At 39.3% G+C, this 13,853-nt stretch carries 13 protein-coding genes and 1 pseudogene; 11 read left to right on the top strand and 3 right to left on the bottom strand.

Features of this window, described 5'->3' with window-relative positions; translation table 11 throughout:
- Positions 1–47 precede the first annotated feature (47 nt).
- The 7 genes from ACDG22_RS12555 (at position 48) to nqrF (ending at position 7,246) form a co-directional block, all read left to right on the top strand.
- Positions 48–947, top strand: a complete 900-nt coding sequence (locus tag ACDG22_RS12555; protein WP_040312164.1) for a helix-turn-helix domain-containing protein — start codon at positions 48–50, stop codon at positions 945–947.
- A gap of 421 nt (positions 948–1,368) precedes the next feature.
- Positions 1,369–2,718: a Na(+)-translocating NADH-quinone reductase subunit A gene (locus ACDG22_RS12550; protein ID WP_007570758.1), complete on the top strand. Its 1,350-nt coding sequence runs from the start codon at positions 1,369–1,371 to the stop codon at positions 2,716–2,718.
- 27 nt (positions 2,719–2,745) lie between these two features.
- Positions 2,746–3,909 carry an NADH:ubiquinone reductase (Na(+)-transporting) subunit B gene (locus ACDG22_RS12545; RefSeq protein ID WP_022125836.1) on the top strand — a complete coding sequence of 388 codons (1,164 nt, stop codon included), beginning with the start codon at positions 2,746–2,748 and terminating at the stop codon, positions 3,907–3,909.
- A 14-nt stretch (positions 3,910–3,923) separates the two neighbouring features.
- Positions 3,924–4,604, top strand: coding sequence for a Na(+)-translocating NADH-quinone reductase subunit C (locus ACDG22_RS12540; RefSeq protein ID WP_007570761.1), 681 nt, complete (start codon positions 3,924–3,926; stop codon positions 4,602–4,604).
- Positions 4,605–4,623: 19 nt separating this feature from the next.
- A complete protein-coding gene (locus ACDG22_RS12535) occupies positions 4,624–5,262 on the top strand; it encodes an NADH:ubiquinone reductase (Na(+)-transporting) subunit D (RefSeq protein ID WP_007570763.1) in 639 nt (212 codons plus the stop codon).
- Positions 5,263–5,335: 73 nt separating this feature from the next.
- A complete protein-coding gene (nqrE, locus tag ACDG22_RS12530; protein ID WP_007570765.1) occupies positions 5,336–5,959 on the top strand; it encodes an NADH:ubiquinone reductase (Na(+)-transporting) subunit E in 624 nt (207 codons plus the stop codon).
- Between the two features lie 18 nt (positions 5,960–5,977).
- Positions 5,978–7,246: an NADH:ubiquinone reductase (Na(+)-transporting) subunit F gene (nqrF, locus tag ACDG22_RS12525; RefSeq protein WP_007570766.1), complete on the top strand. Its 1,269-nt coding sequence runs from the start codon at positions 5,978–5,980 to the stop codon at positions 7,244–7,246.
- A 96-nt stretch (positions 7,247–7,342) separates the two neighbouring features.
- On the opposite strand, the gene ACDG22_RS12520 is transcribed toward nqrF, so the two are convergent.
- Together ACDG22_RS12520 and ACDG22_RS12515 are read right to left on the bottom strand one after the other, a co-directional pair.
- The gene (locus ACDG22_RS12520) at positions 7,343–7,729 is read right to left on the bottom strand and encodes a hypothetical protein (protein WP_178601468.1); all 387 of its coding nucleotides are present in this window, start codon (positions 7,727–7,729) and stop codon (positions 7,343–7,345) included.
- Between the two features lie 75 nt (positions 7,730–7,804).
- Positions 7,805–8,511, bottom strand: a pseudogene (locus ACDG22_RS12515) (ion transporter).
- A 580-nt stretch (positions 8,512–9,091) separates the two neighbouring features.
- Between ACDG22_RS12515 and ACDG22_RS12510 the strand changes: the two are divergent.
- The gene (locus ACDG22_RS12510; RefSeq protein WP_007570774.1) at positions 9,092–9,457 is read left to right on the top strand and encodes a hypothetical protein; all 366 of its coding nucleotides are present in this window, start codon (positions 9,092–9,094) and stop codon (positions 9,455–9,457) included.
- 317 nt (positions 9,458–9,774) lie between these two features.
- Here the strand turns inward: ACDG22_RS12510 and uvrB are convergent, their stop codons facing one another.
- Complete coding sequence (gene uvrB, locus ACDG22_RS12505) at positions 9,775–11,799, bottom strand: excinuclease ABC subunit UvrB (protein ID WP_007570775.1); 2,025 nt, start codon at positions 11,797–11,799, stop codon at positions 9,775–9,777.
- 142 nt (positions 11,800–11,941) lie between these two features.
- On the opposite strand from uvrB, the gene ACDG22_RS12500 reads away from it, so the two are divergent.
- The 3 genes from ACDG22_RS12500 (at position 11,942) to ACDG22_RS12490 (ending at position 13,709) form a co-directional block, all read left to right on the top strand.
- Positions 11,942–12,778, top strand: a complete 837-nt coding sequence (locus ACDG22_RS12500; protein WP_007570777.1) for an outer membrane protein assembly factor BamD — start codon at positions 11,942–11,944, stop codon at positions 12,776–12,778.
- A 27-nt stretch (positions 12,779–12,805) separates the two neighbouring features.
- Positions 12,806–13,141: a DNA-directed RNA polymerase subunit omega gene (locus ACDG22_RS12495; protein WP_007570779.1), complete on the top strand. Its 336-nt coding sequence runs from the start codon at positions 12,806–12,808 to the stop codon at positions 13,139–13,141.
- 118 nt (positions 13,142–13,259) lie between these two features.
- Positions 13,260–13,709, top strand: coding sequence for a DUF4293 domain-containing protein (locus ACDG22_RS12490; protein ID WP_007570780.1), 450 nt, complete (start codon positions 13,260–13,262; stop codon positions 13,707–13,709).
- The last annotated feature ends 144 nt before the right edge of the window (positions 13,710–13,853 follow it).

The raw sequence follows: 13,853 nt of genomic DNA, 5'->3' as shown, positions 1-13,853 counted from the left end.
GCCATCTTGATAAATAAAAACATTACTTTTGCACAAACGGCAAGCGTATGAAAGAGATTATCAACCCCGAAAAGTTGGTCAGCGTTCCGTTCAGCAAGACGGATTGCGGTGTGGATTTTTACATCAATACCGCTACAAATAAGGATATTGGCTCCGTGCTGACCGAATACAGGAGGTTCAAGACGGACTTCTTCAGCTTCTACTTCTTTCGCAAAGCAAATGGTTACCTGTTGCTGAACTTTCGCAAGATAGAATTGCACGACGGCATGGTGCTGCTTCTCTCGCCACACCAGCAACAGGAGTGGCACGTGGACGAACCGGCATTGGACTACACCTTCCTCATCTTCCGAGAAGACTTCATGCGTACATTCATCACCGACAAATTCTTCGTCTATCGCCTGCTGTATTATTATCAGACCGATACGCCACCTTACCTATATGCCTCGCCCGAGGAATTGGCAGAGTATATGCGCCTGCTCGGGAAGATAAAACAAGAACTGCTGCATCCCCTTGCCGACACATACAATCTCATCGTGTCCGTGCTTTATTACCTCTTGCTGATTATCAATCGGGCCTACGCCGCCGCCTACCGCTTGCCCGTAGAAATCGCGAAGAACAATTATGCCTTTCAGTTCAAGGATTTGCTGGAGCAGCATATCCGTACCCTGCAACGGGTGCAGGAATACGCTGACAAGCTTCATATTAGCCGCATCACGCTGAATGCTTCCGTCATGGCACAATTCGGAGTGTCTGCCACCCATTTGCTGAAACAGCGCCTGCTGGAAGAATTAAAAAACGAATTTCTGTTTTCCAACCGTACCGTCAGCCAACTGGCAGATGATTTCCATTTCTCCGACCCCAGCCACCTGATGCGTTTCTTCAAACAACAGACGGGAAAGACGTTCACGCAATTTTTACAGGATTACCAAAATGGTATTTACGAATAAGGTATTAAATAAGAAAATCATCTTTTTATTTTCAAAATTTTTAGTACCTTTGCATTATCAGGAGTTGTTTGACAGAAGCGTCCTGCAAATTGCAGAATTTACGACTGTCGCCAAGTCATTACCTTACTCTTTGTAAAGAACTCATAAGCCGCTTATTTTTAATATATTCCTATTAAAATATCGTCTTTTCGGGGAAAAAACTGGCAGGAGAGCCCCGAAATCTCCCTCTAAGAGGTAAGTGCGAAATAGTAAAAATTGCTTTCTACATATTGCAAAATGAAGACATTTTGTTCGTTTTTGTCACTTGTACTCAATTATATAAAGAATTTTTTCCGTAATAACCCGCTTGAAATTGTTTATTTCCATTCTTTTTTATTTAATTTTGCAGTCAAATTTATAAAACCATTTTTTATAACCCAATATGGCTAATTTAATAAAACTGCGTAAAGGTCTTGACATTAACCTGAAAGGCAAGGCGGCTGCTGAGGTAGTAGCTGTAAAAGAGCCGGGATTCTATGCATTAGTACCCGATGATTTTACAGGTGTAACTCCTAAAGTGGTAGTGAAAGAACAGGAATATGTTATGGCCGGAGGACCCTTGTTTATCGACAAGAATCATCCTGAAGTGAAATTTGTTTCGCCTGTAAGTGGCGTAGTAACTAGTGTGGAGCGTGGAGCTCGCCGTAAAGTAATGAGTATTACGGTAGAAGCTGCAGCAGGACAGGACTATGAAGAATTTGGCAAGAAAGATGTTGCCAAGATGGATGCTGCTGCTGTAAAGGAATTGCTGCTGGCAAGTGGTATGTTTGCCTTCATCAAGCAGCGTCCTTACGATGTTATAGCAGATCCGACAATTGCTCCGAAAGCAATCTTTGTGTCTTCATTCGACAGCAATCCGCTTGCTCCGGAGTTTGAATTTGCCTTGAAAGGTGAAGAAGCAAATTTCCAGGCAGGACTTGATGCACTGGCAAAAATAGCCAAGACTTATTTAAGTATTAGTGTAAATCAGAAAGCTGCTGCTCTGACACAGGCTAAGAATGTTACTGTAACTGTATTCGACGGACCTCATCCGGCAGGAAACGTTGGTGTACAGATTAACCACATTTCTCCTATTAATAAAGGTGAAACTGTTTGGACAATCGATGCACAGGCTGTAATCTTTATTGGTCGTCTGCTGAATACCGGACGTGTGGATCTGACTCGCATGGTAGCAGTGACAGGTTCTGAAGTAAAGAAACCTGCTTATTGCAAGTTGAAAGTAGGTGCATGCCTGACAAATGTGTTTGCAGGTAATGTAAACAAGGAAAAAGAATTACGCTATATCAGCGGTAATGTGTTGACTGGTAAGCAAATTACAGCTAACGGCTTCTTGGGAGCATTCCACAGTCAGGTAACTGTAATTCCTGAAGGTAGTGATGTTCATGAAATGCTGGGATGGATTATGCCTCGTTTCAATCAGTTCAGTACTAGCCGTTCATATTTTAGCTGGCTGATGGGCAAGAAAGAATATACACTGGATGCTCGTGTAAAAGGTGGTGAACGCCACATGATTATGTCGAACGAGTATGACAAGGTGTTGCCGATGGATATCATGCCTGAATATTTGATCAAAGCAATAATCGCCGGAGATATCGACCGCATGGAACAGTTAGGTATCTATGAAGTTGCTCCTGAAGACTTTGCTTTGTGTGAATTCGTTTGCTCTTCTAAGATGGAATTACAGCGTATCGTTCGTGAAGGATTGGATATGCTCCGTCGTGAAATGTGCTAATACTAACCAAAAGAATTAATAGAATAAATGAAAGCGTTAAGAAATTATCTAGATAAGATAAAGCCTAACTTTGAAGAGGGAGGCAAATATCATGCTTTTCGTTCTGTATTCGATGGTTTCGAAACATTCTTGTTTGTTCCGAATACTACTTCGAAGACAGGTACGCACATCCACGATGCGATTGATAGCAAACGTATCATGTCACTCGTGGTTATTGCATTAATACCGGCTTTGTTGTTCGGTATGTATAATGTGGGCTATCAGCATTATCTGCATGCAGGCATCAGCGGTAGTTTTATTGAAATGTTTGGCTACGGTTTTCTGGCTGTATTGCCTAAAATCATTGTTTCTTATGTTGTAGGTTTGGGAATCGAATTCGTTGTTGCACAATGGAAGAAAGAAGAAATTCAGGAAGGTTTCCTGGTTTCTGGTATGTTGATTCCGATGATTGTACCTGTTGACTGTCCGTTATGGATGCTTGCTGTAGCAACTGCTTTCTCTGTAATCTTTGCAAAGGAAGTATTCGGTGGTACAGGTATGAACATCTTCAACCCTGCATTGATTACTCGTGCATTCTTGTTCTTTGCTTATCCTACTAAGATGTCTGGTGATGCCGTTTGGGTATCAGGTGACAGCATTTTCGGATTGGGTAAGACTGTTGACGGTTTGACTGCTGCAACTCCGCTGGGTGTTGCCAAGGTTGCTGAATGTCCTGAATTCTCTTGGGATATGGTTACTGGTCTGATTCCGGGTTCTATCGGTGAAACCAGTGTAATTGCTATTGCAATTGGTGCTGTTATCCTTTTATGGACTGGTGTAGCAAGCTGGAAGACAATGTTGTCTGTATTTGTAGGTGGAGCTGTCATGGGATGGATTTTCAATACAATTGGTCCTGATACAGGTGTAGCTCAAATGCCTTGGTACGAACACTTGTGCTTGGGTGGTTTCTGCTTTGGTGCTGTATTTATGGCAACTGATCCGGTAACTTCTTCACGTACAGAAAACGGTAAGTTTGTATATGGCTTCCTGATTGGTGCTATGGCAATCATTATTCGTGTGTTGAATCCGGGTTATCCAGAAGGTATGATGTTGGCTATCTTGCTGATGAATATCTTTGCACCGCTGATCGACTACGTTGTAGTTCAGAATAATATCTCTCGTCGTGCTAAACGTGCTATGTCTAACAAATAAAAACCGAATATACAATGAATACTAATAGTAACTCTTATACTATCATTTATGCTTCGGTAATGGTTGTTATCGTAGCATTCTTATTGGCTTTCGTGAACTCTTCTTTGCGTGATATTCAGGGAAAGAATGTAGAACTTGATACTAAGAAACAGATTCTTTCTTCTTTGGGTATTAAAGAGGTTCAGGATGCAGAAGCTGAATTTGCAAAAGTTGTGAAGTCTGATATGGTTGTAGCCGAAGACGGAACATTGACTCCGTATGAAGGTACTTTTGTTACCGGATATGAAAAAGAATACAAGGAAAACGGTCGCGCTCACTTGTTTGTTTGCGAAATAGACGGTCAGACTAAGTATGTTATTCCTGTTTACGGTGCTGGTCTTTGGGGCGCTATTTGGGGCTATGTTGCACTGAATGAAGACAAGAATACTGTTTATGGAACTTATTTCTCTCATGCATCAGAAACTCCGGGTTTGGGAGCTGAAATTGCTACCGACCATTTCCAGAATGAGTTCAAAGACAAGAACGTACTGGAAGAAGGTGCTATTGCATTGGGTGTTGTAAAGAATGGTAAGATTGAAAAACCTGAATATCAAGTTGACGGTATTTCAGGAGGTACAATTACTTCTCTTGCCGTAGATAAGATGCTGAAAGATTGTATGGGACAATATACCAAGTTTTTAACTACTAAAGAATAATTAAGGAGGAGATAATAATATGGGAAGTTTATTTTCAGCTAAAAACAAAGAAGTATTTTCTACTCCGTTGGGTTTGAATAACCCGGTGACCGTTCAGGTTTTGGGTATTTGTTCTGCATTGGCGGTTACATCTAAGTTGGAGCCTGCTATTGTAATGGGACTTTCTGTTACCATTATTACAGCTTTCTCTAATGTTGTAATTTCTTTGATCCGTAAGACAATTCCTAACCGTATCCGTATTATCGTACAGTTGGTTGTTGTTGCTGCTTTGGTTACTATCGTAAGTGAGTTGCTGAAAGCATTTGCCTATGATGTAAGCGTACAGTTGTCTGTATATGTTGGTCTGATCATCACTAACTGTATTCTGATGGGACGTCTGGAAGCATTTGCTATGGCAAACGGTCCATGGGAATCTTGTTTGGATGGTATTGGTAACGGTTTGGGATATGCAAAGATTTTGGTAATGGTTGCATTCATCCGTGAACTGTTGGGTTCTGGTACATTGCTTGGTTTTAACATTCTGAACTACGATGCAATAAAGAGCGCAGGCTATGTAAACAATGGTTTGATGCTGATGCCTCCTATGGCATTGATTATTGTAGCATGTATTATCTGGTATCAGCGTGCTAAACACAAAGAATTGCAAGAAAAAGAGTAATAATTCATTGAAGAACGGATATTGGAAAATGGTAATCCCGTTTGCCATAGAAGTTCTTAACTAAAACAAGATTATGGAACATTTTATAAGTTTATTAGTCCGCTCTATCTTTGTGGACAATATGATTTTTGCATTCTTCCTGGGTATGTGCTCTTACTTGGCTGTTTCGAAGAATGTAAAGACTGCACTGGGACTGGGTATCGCTGTTACCTTTGTGCTGGTGGTAACATTGCCTGTCAACTATCTGCTCCAGACTAAAGTGTTGGCTGCTGATGGTATTTTGGGTATCGATTTGAGCTTCTTGAGCTTTATCCTCTTTATTGCCGTAATTGCCGCAATTGTACAGTTGGTAGAAATGATCGTTGAACGTTTCAGCCCTTCGTTGTATGCCTCACTGGGTATTTTCTTGCCTTTGATTGCTGTAAACTGTGCGATTATGGGTGCTTCATTGTTCATGCAGCAGCGTATCAACCTTACTCCGTCTGATTCTAAGTTTATCGGTGATATCTGGGATTCAATCTCATATGCACTCGGATCAGGTATTGGTTGGTTGCTTGCTATTGTAGGTCTGGCAGCTATTCGTGAAAAAATGGCATATTCAGATGTTCCTGCTCCTTTGAGAGGATTGGGCATCACATTTATCACTGTAGGCCTGATGGCAATGGCGTTTATGTGTTTCTCTGGTTTGAACATCTAATAAAGAAAGGAATAAACAATGGATATGAATTTTATTTTAGCAAGCATTGGAGTATTCCTTGTGACTATTCTTGTGCTGGTAGTTATTCTGCTGGTAGCTAAGAAATTCTTGGTTGCTTCAGGAAATGTAAAGTTGACTATCAATGGCGAGAACCAATTAGAAGTTGAATCAGGTTCTACATTGTTGAATACATTGGCTGTAAATGGTGTATTCTTGCCTTCTGCTTGTGGTGGTAAGGGTTCTTGCGGACAGTGTAAATGTCAGGTTGTTGAAGGTGGTGGTGAAATATTGCCTTCTGAAGTGAGCCATTTCAGCCGTAAACAACAGAAAGATCACTGGCGTTTGGGTTGTCAGGTGAAAGTGAAAGGTGACTTGTCTATCAAGGTTCCTGAATCTGTAATGGGTGTAAAAGAATACGAATGTACAGTTATCTCTAACAAGAACGTGGCTACCTTTATTAAAGAATTTAAGGTACAGTTGCCTAAGGGAGCTCACATGGACTTCATTCCGGGTTCTTACGCTCAGATTAAGATTCCTAAATATGAAATGGATTATAACAAAGATATCGATAAATCACTTATTGGTGATGAATATCTTCCAGCATGGGAAAAATTCGGTTTGTTTAATCTGAAATGTAAAAATGAAGAAGAAACAATCCGTGCTTATTCTATGGCTAACTACCCGGCAGAAGGTGACGTATTCATGTTGACAGTACGTATCGCTACTCCGCCGTTTAAGCCAGACCGCAGTGGATTTATGGATGTAATGCCAGGTATCGCTTCATCTTATATCTTTACTTTGAAACCAGGTGACAAGGTATTGATGAGTGGTCCTTACGGTGATTTCCATCCTATCTTCGACTCTAAGAAAGAAATGATTTGGGTAGGTGGTGGTGCCGGTATGGCTCCGCTTCGTGCACAGATTATGCATATGACTCGTACATTGCATACTACTGACCGTGAATTGCACTATTTCTACGGTGCTCGTGCATTGAACGAAGTATTCTATCTGGAAGACTTCCAGCAGCTTGAAAAAGACTTCTCTAACTTCCACTTCCATCTGGCACTTGACCGTCCGGATCCTGCTGCTGATGCTGCAGGCGTGAAGTATACAGCTGGATTTGTTCATCAGGTAATGTATGAAACATATCTGAAGAATCATGAGGCTCCTGAAGATATCGAATACTACATGTGTGGTCCTGGTCCGATGTCGAAAGCTGTTGTTAACATGCTTGATAGTCTGGGCGTTGAAAGCTCTTCAATCATGTATGATAACTTCGGTGGATAATTTAATGAGTTTTCTAAACTATAATAAAAAAGCCTTTGATGTAAGTCAAAGGCTTTTTTATTATCTATTATATTCTGATCTGTCTGATTTTGTAATTTATTCCTTTTCCATTTCTATGTTATAAATAACAGGATCGTATTTGTTGATTTTTCCTGTTCCTAAATCAATCAGAAATCCTGGCCAGAATAATATATTCCACAATGCTTTGGCATTAAATGCCGATTCGATAACAAACGGGGTGTTCTTATATCCTTCTTTCTTGGCGATCACAGTCCTGTCGGAAAGTTTCTTTTTTAGTCTGAAGGTAGTAGATCCGCCTTCTTTGATTTCTGCTAATTTTACATTGTTTGCAGCATCGTAAAGTTTTGTTCCATTTTCTCCCGTAATGGTGATAGGTTGCTGTGTACTTGAAAAAATACTCATGCATGATGACAAGCCAAGGACTGGAATAGCCATCATTAATAGAATAAAATGCTTCTTCATCTTAGGTCTTTTGGGTTTATTTTTTTATAACTCTTGGGCCATTCGAAGAGTTTAGATAAGTAGCTTATATTAATATTATTTAGTAGATTCGTTGTTCTCTTTCTGTTTTTTTTCAATCAGCATATTCATAAAGGCTGAACTGATGATACCTGTAGGTATGGCAATCATGGCTATGCCAATCAGGCTGATGATGCTGCTCAGTAATCTGCCGAGGGGAGTAATGGGATAAATGTCACCGTATCCTACAGTTGTGAATGCTACGATAGCCCACCAGAAGCCATCACCTATATTCTCGAAAGCTTCAGGCTGTGCATTCCGTTCGATATAGTACATTAAGCTAACATAATGCCGCAGGCTGTATAAGCGGTAATCAGTTCTTCTCTGACAGTTTTTAGTGCGGTGCCAATCATCTGAAAAGAACGTGAATAGCGTATCAGTTTGAAAATGATCAGTACATAGGCCAGCACAACCAGATGTACGTGTGGCGTTTCTTTATATAGATAAATAACGACAAAGGGCAGAATCGCTACGCAGTCTATGATTCCATAAAAAGAGATGATATAGCGTAAGCGTGCCTTCCATGCGTGTTTGCAACTGGCATATTGTACTGGAGCCGCTGCGATTCGTAGCCCGTATTCAATGGTGAAAATAAAGGAAGCAAGATAGTTGAATGTATATAAATAGTTGTGGTAAGGAGCGGATTCCTCGAATGAACCATATATGATGGAGCAAATGGAGCCAATGATGAAGAACAGTACAAAGTATTGAAACCATTTTTTCATCAGCTGGAGATGAATCATTCGGTATAATTTTTCATGGCGGATGAAGTATGGAAATTTTTCTCGTAATGGATTCATGAGGTTGTGTGGATCTGTATTCATTTTTCCTATGATTTTTTTCGTTTAAACAAGGTGTAATTTGTCTTTTACAGCTTTTGGTAATAAAAGTCTTTACTGTATGACAAATATAGTTTTTTCTTCCACAATAATAGGAAAAATAGAAGGATAAAAATATAGATGTAAGCTTTTTGCAAGTATTTTAATAGAGAGCATTGCTTAAAGAGATATTTAAAACAGAATAGAACAATGTTTGTTTCTGCTCTTTCAGATTGTCGTTAATGTGTAGTATTTATTACCTTGATGTTACAAATATTATTCTATCTTATATGTTATGACATGCTTTATTTGATTTATATCAATAAATGATAGTTGTAATGCGCTTTTTTAGTAAATCATTTGTATGTTGTACAATATATTTTCTACCTTTGTTGCGGTAAAAAGATTGAGCTCAAACTAGACTAGGTTTAAAGATAATATTTTTAAGGTAACACAAGTTTTTAGGTAACATTAAAATTTAGGTATTATGAGAAAATTAGGATTTACATTAGTAGCAGCATTGGCATTTTCTGTTTCTGCATTTGCTAACAACGCAAATGATACGATTAACGTTGCTAGAAAATGGGATGGTACTATTAACAAAGCAAAATTGACAAAGTACTTGCAGCTTTCTTCTCAGCAGAATGAGCAGGTAGCAAGCATTTGCGATTATTTTCAAGAACAGATGAAAGTTGCGAACAGTTCAAAGAAAAATAGCGATCAGAAAGTGCGTAACGCAGTTTACGGTAATCTGAAACTGATGAAGAATACTTTGACTGAGAAACAATACAGCGACTATCTGCGCTTGATGGCATTGACGTTACGCAATAAAGGTATTGATATCCAGAAATAATAATACAAAGCGGTATAAAAGAGTCACCTCGGACAAGTGTAGTGTATTCTTGAAAAAAGAATAAACTTCATTGTGTCCGAGGTGATTTTTTATTATAGGCTAATTGGGTAACTATATGATAAAGTAAAAAAGGTTGTCTTAAATTTATTTTGAAGTCCCCCAAAAAAATGGAAGAGCTAAACATTATTCAGTTATAGAAGGAGTCCGATAGCGGAGTCTTTCTATAACTGAATGTTTTTTATACGTTTAGCTGCCAGATAACTATTTATTAGAATCTGATTTCCTTTTTCTCAGAATCTTATTTCTGTCAGCTGCATTTATGATTTATCCTTCAGCATATCTTCCAGACGGAGCAATTCATCTCTGTATTGTGCTGCTTCGATGAAATTGAGCTTTTTAGCGGCTTCCTGCATAAGTTTGCGTGTACGTTCCATACTTTTCTGCAACTGCTCTTTTGACATGTATTGAACAATCGGATCGGCTGCAGCTTGTATGTGCTCTGTATTTTCCACATATGCTTTGGGCTGTTTGGAAGATGTTTCTCCTGTTGTTTCCAGCAGGGCGTTGTTTCTGTTCTTTTTGATTTGCTGGGGAGTTATTCCGTGAGCTTCATTGTAAGCTAGCTGCTTTTCGCGTCGTCGGTTAGTTTCGTCGATAGTTTGTTTCATGCTGTCTGTTATTTTGTCGGCATACATGATAACTTTTCCATTGACATTACGTGCTGCACGTCCGGCTGTTTGGGTAAGAGAACGGTGTGAGCGCAAGAATCCTTCCTTATCAGCATCCAAGATAGCTACAAGCGAAACCTCAGGCAAGTCCAATCCTTCACGCAATAGGTTAACTCCGACTAAAACATCATATATGCCTTGTCGTAGATCCTCCATAATTTGTACACGTTCCAATGTGTCGACTTCACTGTGTATGTATGTGCAGCGTATGTTATGACGAAGGAGATATTCTGTAAGTTCTTCAGCCATACGTTTTGTTAAAGTCGTGACAAGAACTCGCTCCTTTAATTCAATGCGCTGCTGGATTTCTTCCATTAAATCGTCTACTTGATTCAAGCTTGGACGAACTTCAATAATAGGATCTAGCAATCCGGTTGGACGGATAACTTGTTCTACAACAACTCCTTCACTTTGAATTAGTTCGTAATCGGCAGGGGTGGCACTCACATAAATTACTTGTTTGGCCATCTCTTGGAATTCTTCAAACTTTAGCGGACGGTTATCCATGGCTGCCGGCAGACGGAATCCATATTCTACCAGATTCTCTTTACGGGCACGGTCTCCTCCATACATTGCACGTATTTGTGGTACACTCACATGGCTTTCATCTATGACAATCAAAAAGTCTTTGGGAAAGAAATCCAGCAAACAGTAAGGTCGGCTGCCTGGCTCTCTTCCATCAAAGTACCGGGAGTAATTTTCTATACCGGAGCAGTGTCCCAGTTCCCGGAGCATCTCCATATCGTATGTGACGCGTTCGTACAGTCTTTTAGCTTCATATGGCTTACCTTGTTCTTCAAAGAAAGCAACTTGCTTGGTCAAATCATCTTCAATCTGATGAATAGCTTTCAATGTGCTCTCTTTGGTAGTCATGAAAAGATTGGCAGGATATATTTTATATTCGTCAAAGCTGCCGGTCCGGTGTCCGCTGACAGGATCTATTTCTTCAATCGCATCGATTTCATCATCCCAAAATATGACACGGAGTAAATGATCGGTATAAGCCAGTGAGATGTCAACAGTATCACCTTTAACACGGAAGTTTCCTCGGTTTAGCTCAATATCGTTACGTACATACAAGCTGTCAACAAGTCGCCGCAGAAATACATTTCTGTCCAGCAGTTTGCCTTTTTTTATCTCTATGACATTGTTGTAAAAGTCAGCAGGATTTCCCATACCGTAAATACACGATACGGATGAGATGACTATCACATCGTTTCTACCAGAAAGTAGGGCAGAGGTAGCGGCAAGACGCAACTTGTCTATCTCCTCATTGATAGCTAAGTCTTTTTCTATATACGTATCGGTAGACGGCAGATAAGCTTCGGGCTGATAATAGTCGTAGTATGATACGTAGTATTCTACAGCATTATGTGGAAAAAAATTCTTGAATTCACCATATAATTGTGCTGCCAGTGTTTTGTTGTGGCTTAGGATCAGTGTCGGCTTGTTGATGTTTTTTATGACATTGGCAATTGTAAAAGTTTTACCTGATCCTGTTACACCCAATAATGTTTGGGCAGGAACTCCGGATTTTACACCTTCTGTCAGTTGTGCGATTGCTTCCGGCTGATCTCCTGTCGGCTGATAATCTGATACAAGTTCAAAATTCATTTTGCACATTTATTAAATGAGGTGTAAAAATACACAATATTTTTGTCAGAGATATTGCAAGTGCAAATTTTATATTAAAAAACATTGAGTTATTGCATTATTCGGTGGAAAAGAGTACTTTTGCACATCTATATTGATAAACATGAAAAAGTACATCGTTATGGCCATCCTTTCTGCTGGAGTATTATCTTCATGCGGAGAGTACAATAAAGTGCTGAAGAGCACAGACAACGAATATAAATACGAAGCTGCAAAGAGTTATTTTGCAAAGGGACAAAACAGTAAGGCTGCTACTCTTTTGGAAGACTTGGCATTGATCATGAAAGGAACGAGCAATGCGGAGGAGTCTGCATATATGTTAGCTATGACTTACTATAATCAAGGAGACTATATTACAGCTTCGCATTATTTCAATACTTATTATACAACTTATCCCCGGGGAACTTATACCGAGCTGGCACGTTTTTATAGCGGCAAGGCTTTATATTTGGATACTCCTGAACCTCGTTTGGATCAGAGCAGTACATATAAGGCTATCGAAGAGTTGCAGATGTTTATTGAATACTTCCCCGAAAGCGACCGTAAGGAACTGGCCCAGAATATGATTTTCGAATTACAGGATAAACTGGTTGAAAAGGAATTCTTATCAGCTTTATTGTATTATGATTTGGGATCGTATACCGGCAACACTGTATATAGCAGTACCGGAAATAATTATCAGGCTGCGGTAGTAACGGCACAGAATATTTTGCGTGAATATCCTTATACCAAAAGACGTGAAGATCTTTCTATTCTGATTTTGCGTGCGAAATATGATATGGCAAAAGAGAGTGTGCCTGAGAAGAAAGAAGATCGTATGCGTGAAACGATAGATGAGTATTACGCATTTATCAATGAGTTCCCTGAAAGTAAATATAAAAGCGAAGTGGAACGAATATTTAAAGATGCAAGTAAGTTTGTAAAAGACGAAGAAAATTAATCAAGGTTTATAATTAAATAAAAAATTATGGATTACAAAAAGACAAATGCTCCTACCAATACCGTAACTCGCGACTTGATGGAACTGTGTGAAGATACTGGTAATATCTACGAAACAGTAGCAATCATCGGCAAGCGAGCAAATCAGATTGCGGTAGAAATGAAGAATGACTTGTCAAAGAAACTGCAAGAGTTTGCTTCTTACAATGATAATTTGGAAGAAGTTTTCGAAAACAGAGAGCAAATTGAGATTTCACGCTATTATGAAAAATTGCCGAAACCAACTCTGATTGCTACTCAGGAATATATTGAAGGTAAGTTATATTACAGAAACCCTGCTAAAGAAAAGGAAAAGTTACAGTAAGAAAATATTAATTGAACACAGAAACGCATAATTGCAGGAAGTGATTTTATATCTCTGTGAGGATGCGCTTCTGTGTTCTTTTTTTGTTATATCCTCGTATTTCTAATATTATTTGATTATGATACAACGTATTCAGACTGTTTATTTGCTTATTGTTGCCATTTTTATGGTGCTGATGATGTCTTTTTCTGTGGGACATTTTTATACGGAAACAAGCGTGTCAGACATGACAAATCTGGCTGTTATTGCTCCGGATGGAACTATGAATTATGCTCCCTGGGCATTGTTTGCCATTCTTATGGTTGTAGCAATTCTTTCACTTGTTACAATATTTCTGTATAGAAAGCGTATGTTGCAGATCCGTCTGACATTGTTCAGCAGCATTATTCTTGTGGGATATTACGTAACACTGGCAGCGTTTGTGTGGGGAACACTGAAAGAATGTGGCAGTTTTACTCCATCATGGACTTTATGTCTGCCTCTGATTTCAATCATCCTGAACTGGTTGGCTATTCGTGCTATCGGAAAGGATGAAATGCTAGTAAAAGCATACGAGCGTTTACGCTAAAAATATTATTCTTTTTAAAAAGTAATATCCCGGCAAACAGGAAGTATCCATAGTTTGCCGGGATATTTTTTTGTGGGTTTCATTTGATGTTAACCTTCTTTGCAACATTGACTTCAGTGCAAAGAAGGTTAACTGTTTTTTTAC

The sequence above is a fragment of the Phocaeicola coprocola genome (assembly GCF_041333015.1).
Taxonomy (GTDB): domain Bacteria; phylum Bacteroidota; class Bacteroidia; order Bacteroidales; family Bacteroidaceae; genus Phocaeicola; species Phocaeicola coprocola.
This window is presented reverse-complemented; position numbering and strand designations above follow the sequence as displayed.

Excerpts from the sequence above, each read along its gene's own strand:
- ACDG22_RS12555 (WP_040312164.1), top strand. The coding sequence starts at position 48 with ATGAAAGAGATTATCAACCCCGAAAAGTTGGTCAGCGTTCCGTTCAGC.
- ACDG22_RS12550 (WP_007570758.1), top strand. The coding sequence starts at position 1,369 with ATGGCTAATTTAATAAAACTGCGTAAAGGTCTTGACATTAACCTGAAA.
- ACDG22_RS12545 (WP_022125836.1), top strand. The coding sequence starts at position 2,746 with ATGAAAGCGTTAAGAAATTATCTAGATAAGATAAAGCCTAACTTTGAA.
- ACDG22_RS12540 (WP_007570761.1), top strand. The coding sequence starts at position 3,924 with ATGAATACTAATAGTAACTCTTATACTATCATTTATGCTTCGGTAATG.
- ACDG22_RS12535 (WP_007570763.1), top strand. The coding sequence starts at position 4,624 with ATGGGAAGTTTATTTTCAGCTAAAAACAAAGAAGTATTTTCTACTCCG.
- nqrE (WP_007570765.1), top strand. The coding sequence starts at position 5,336 with ATGGAACATTTTATAAGTTTATTAGTCCGCTCTATCTTTGTGGACAAT.
- nqrF (WP_007570766.1), top strand. The coding sequence starts at position 5,978 with ATGGATATGAATTTTATTTTAGCAAGCATTGGAGTATTCCTTGTGACT.
- ACDG22_RS12520 (WP_178601468.1), bottom strand. The coding sequence starts at position 7,729 with ATGAAGAAGCATTTTATTCTATTAATGATGGCTATTCCAGTCCTTGGC.
- ACDG22_RS12510 (WP_007570774.1), top strand. The coding sequence starts at position 9,092 with ATGAGAAAATTAGGATTTACATTAGTAGCAGCATTGGCATTTTCTGTT.
- uvrB (WP_007570775.1), bottom strand. The coding sequence starts at position 11,799 with ATGAATTTTGAACTTGTATCAGATTATCAGCCGACAGGAGATCAGCCG.
- ACDG22_RS12500 (WP_007570777.1), top strand. The coding sequence starts at position 11,942 with ATGAAAAAGTACATCGTTATGGCCATCCTTTCTGCTGGAGTATTATCT.
- ACDG22_RS12495 (WP_007570779.1), top strand. The coding sequence starts at position 12,806 with ATGGATTACAAAAAGACAAATGCTCCTACCAATACCGTAACTCGCGAC.
- ACDG22_RS12490 (WP_007570780.1), top strand. The coding sequence starts at position 13,260 with ATGATACAACGTATTCAGACTGTTTATTTGCTTATTGTTGCCATTTTT.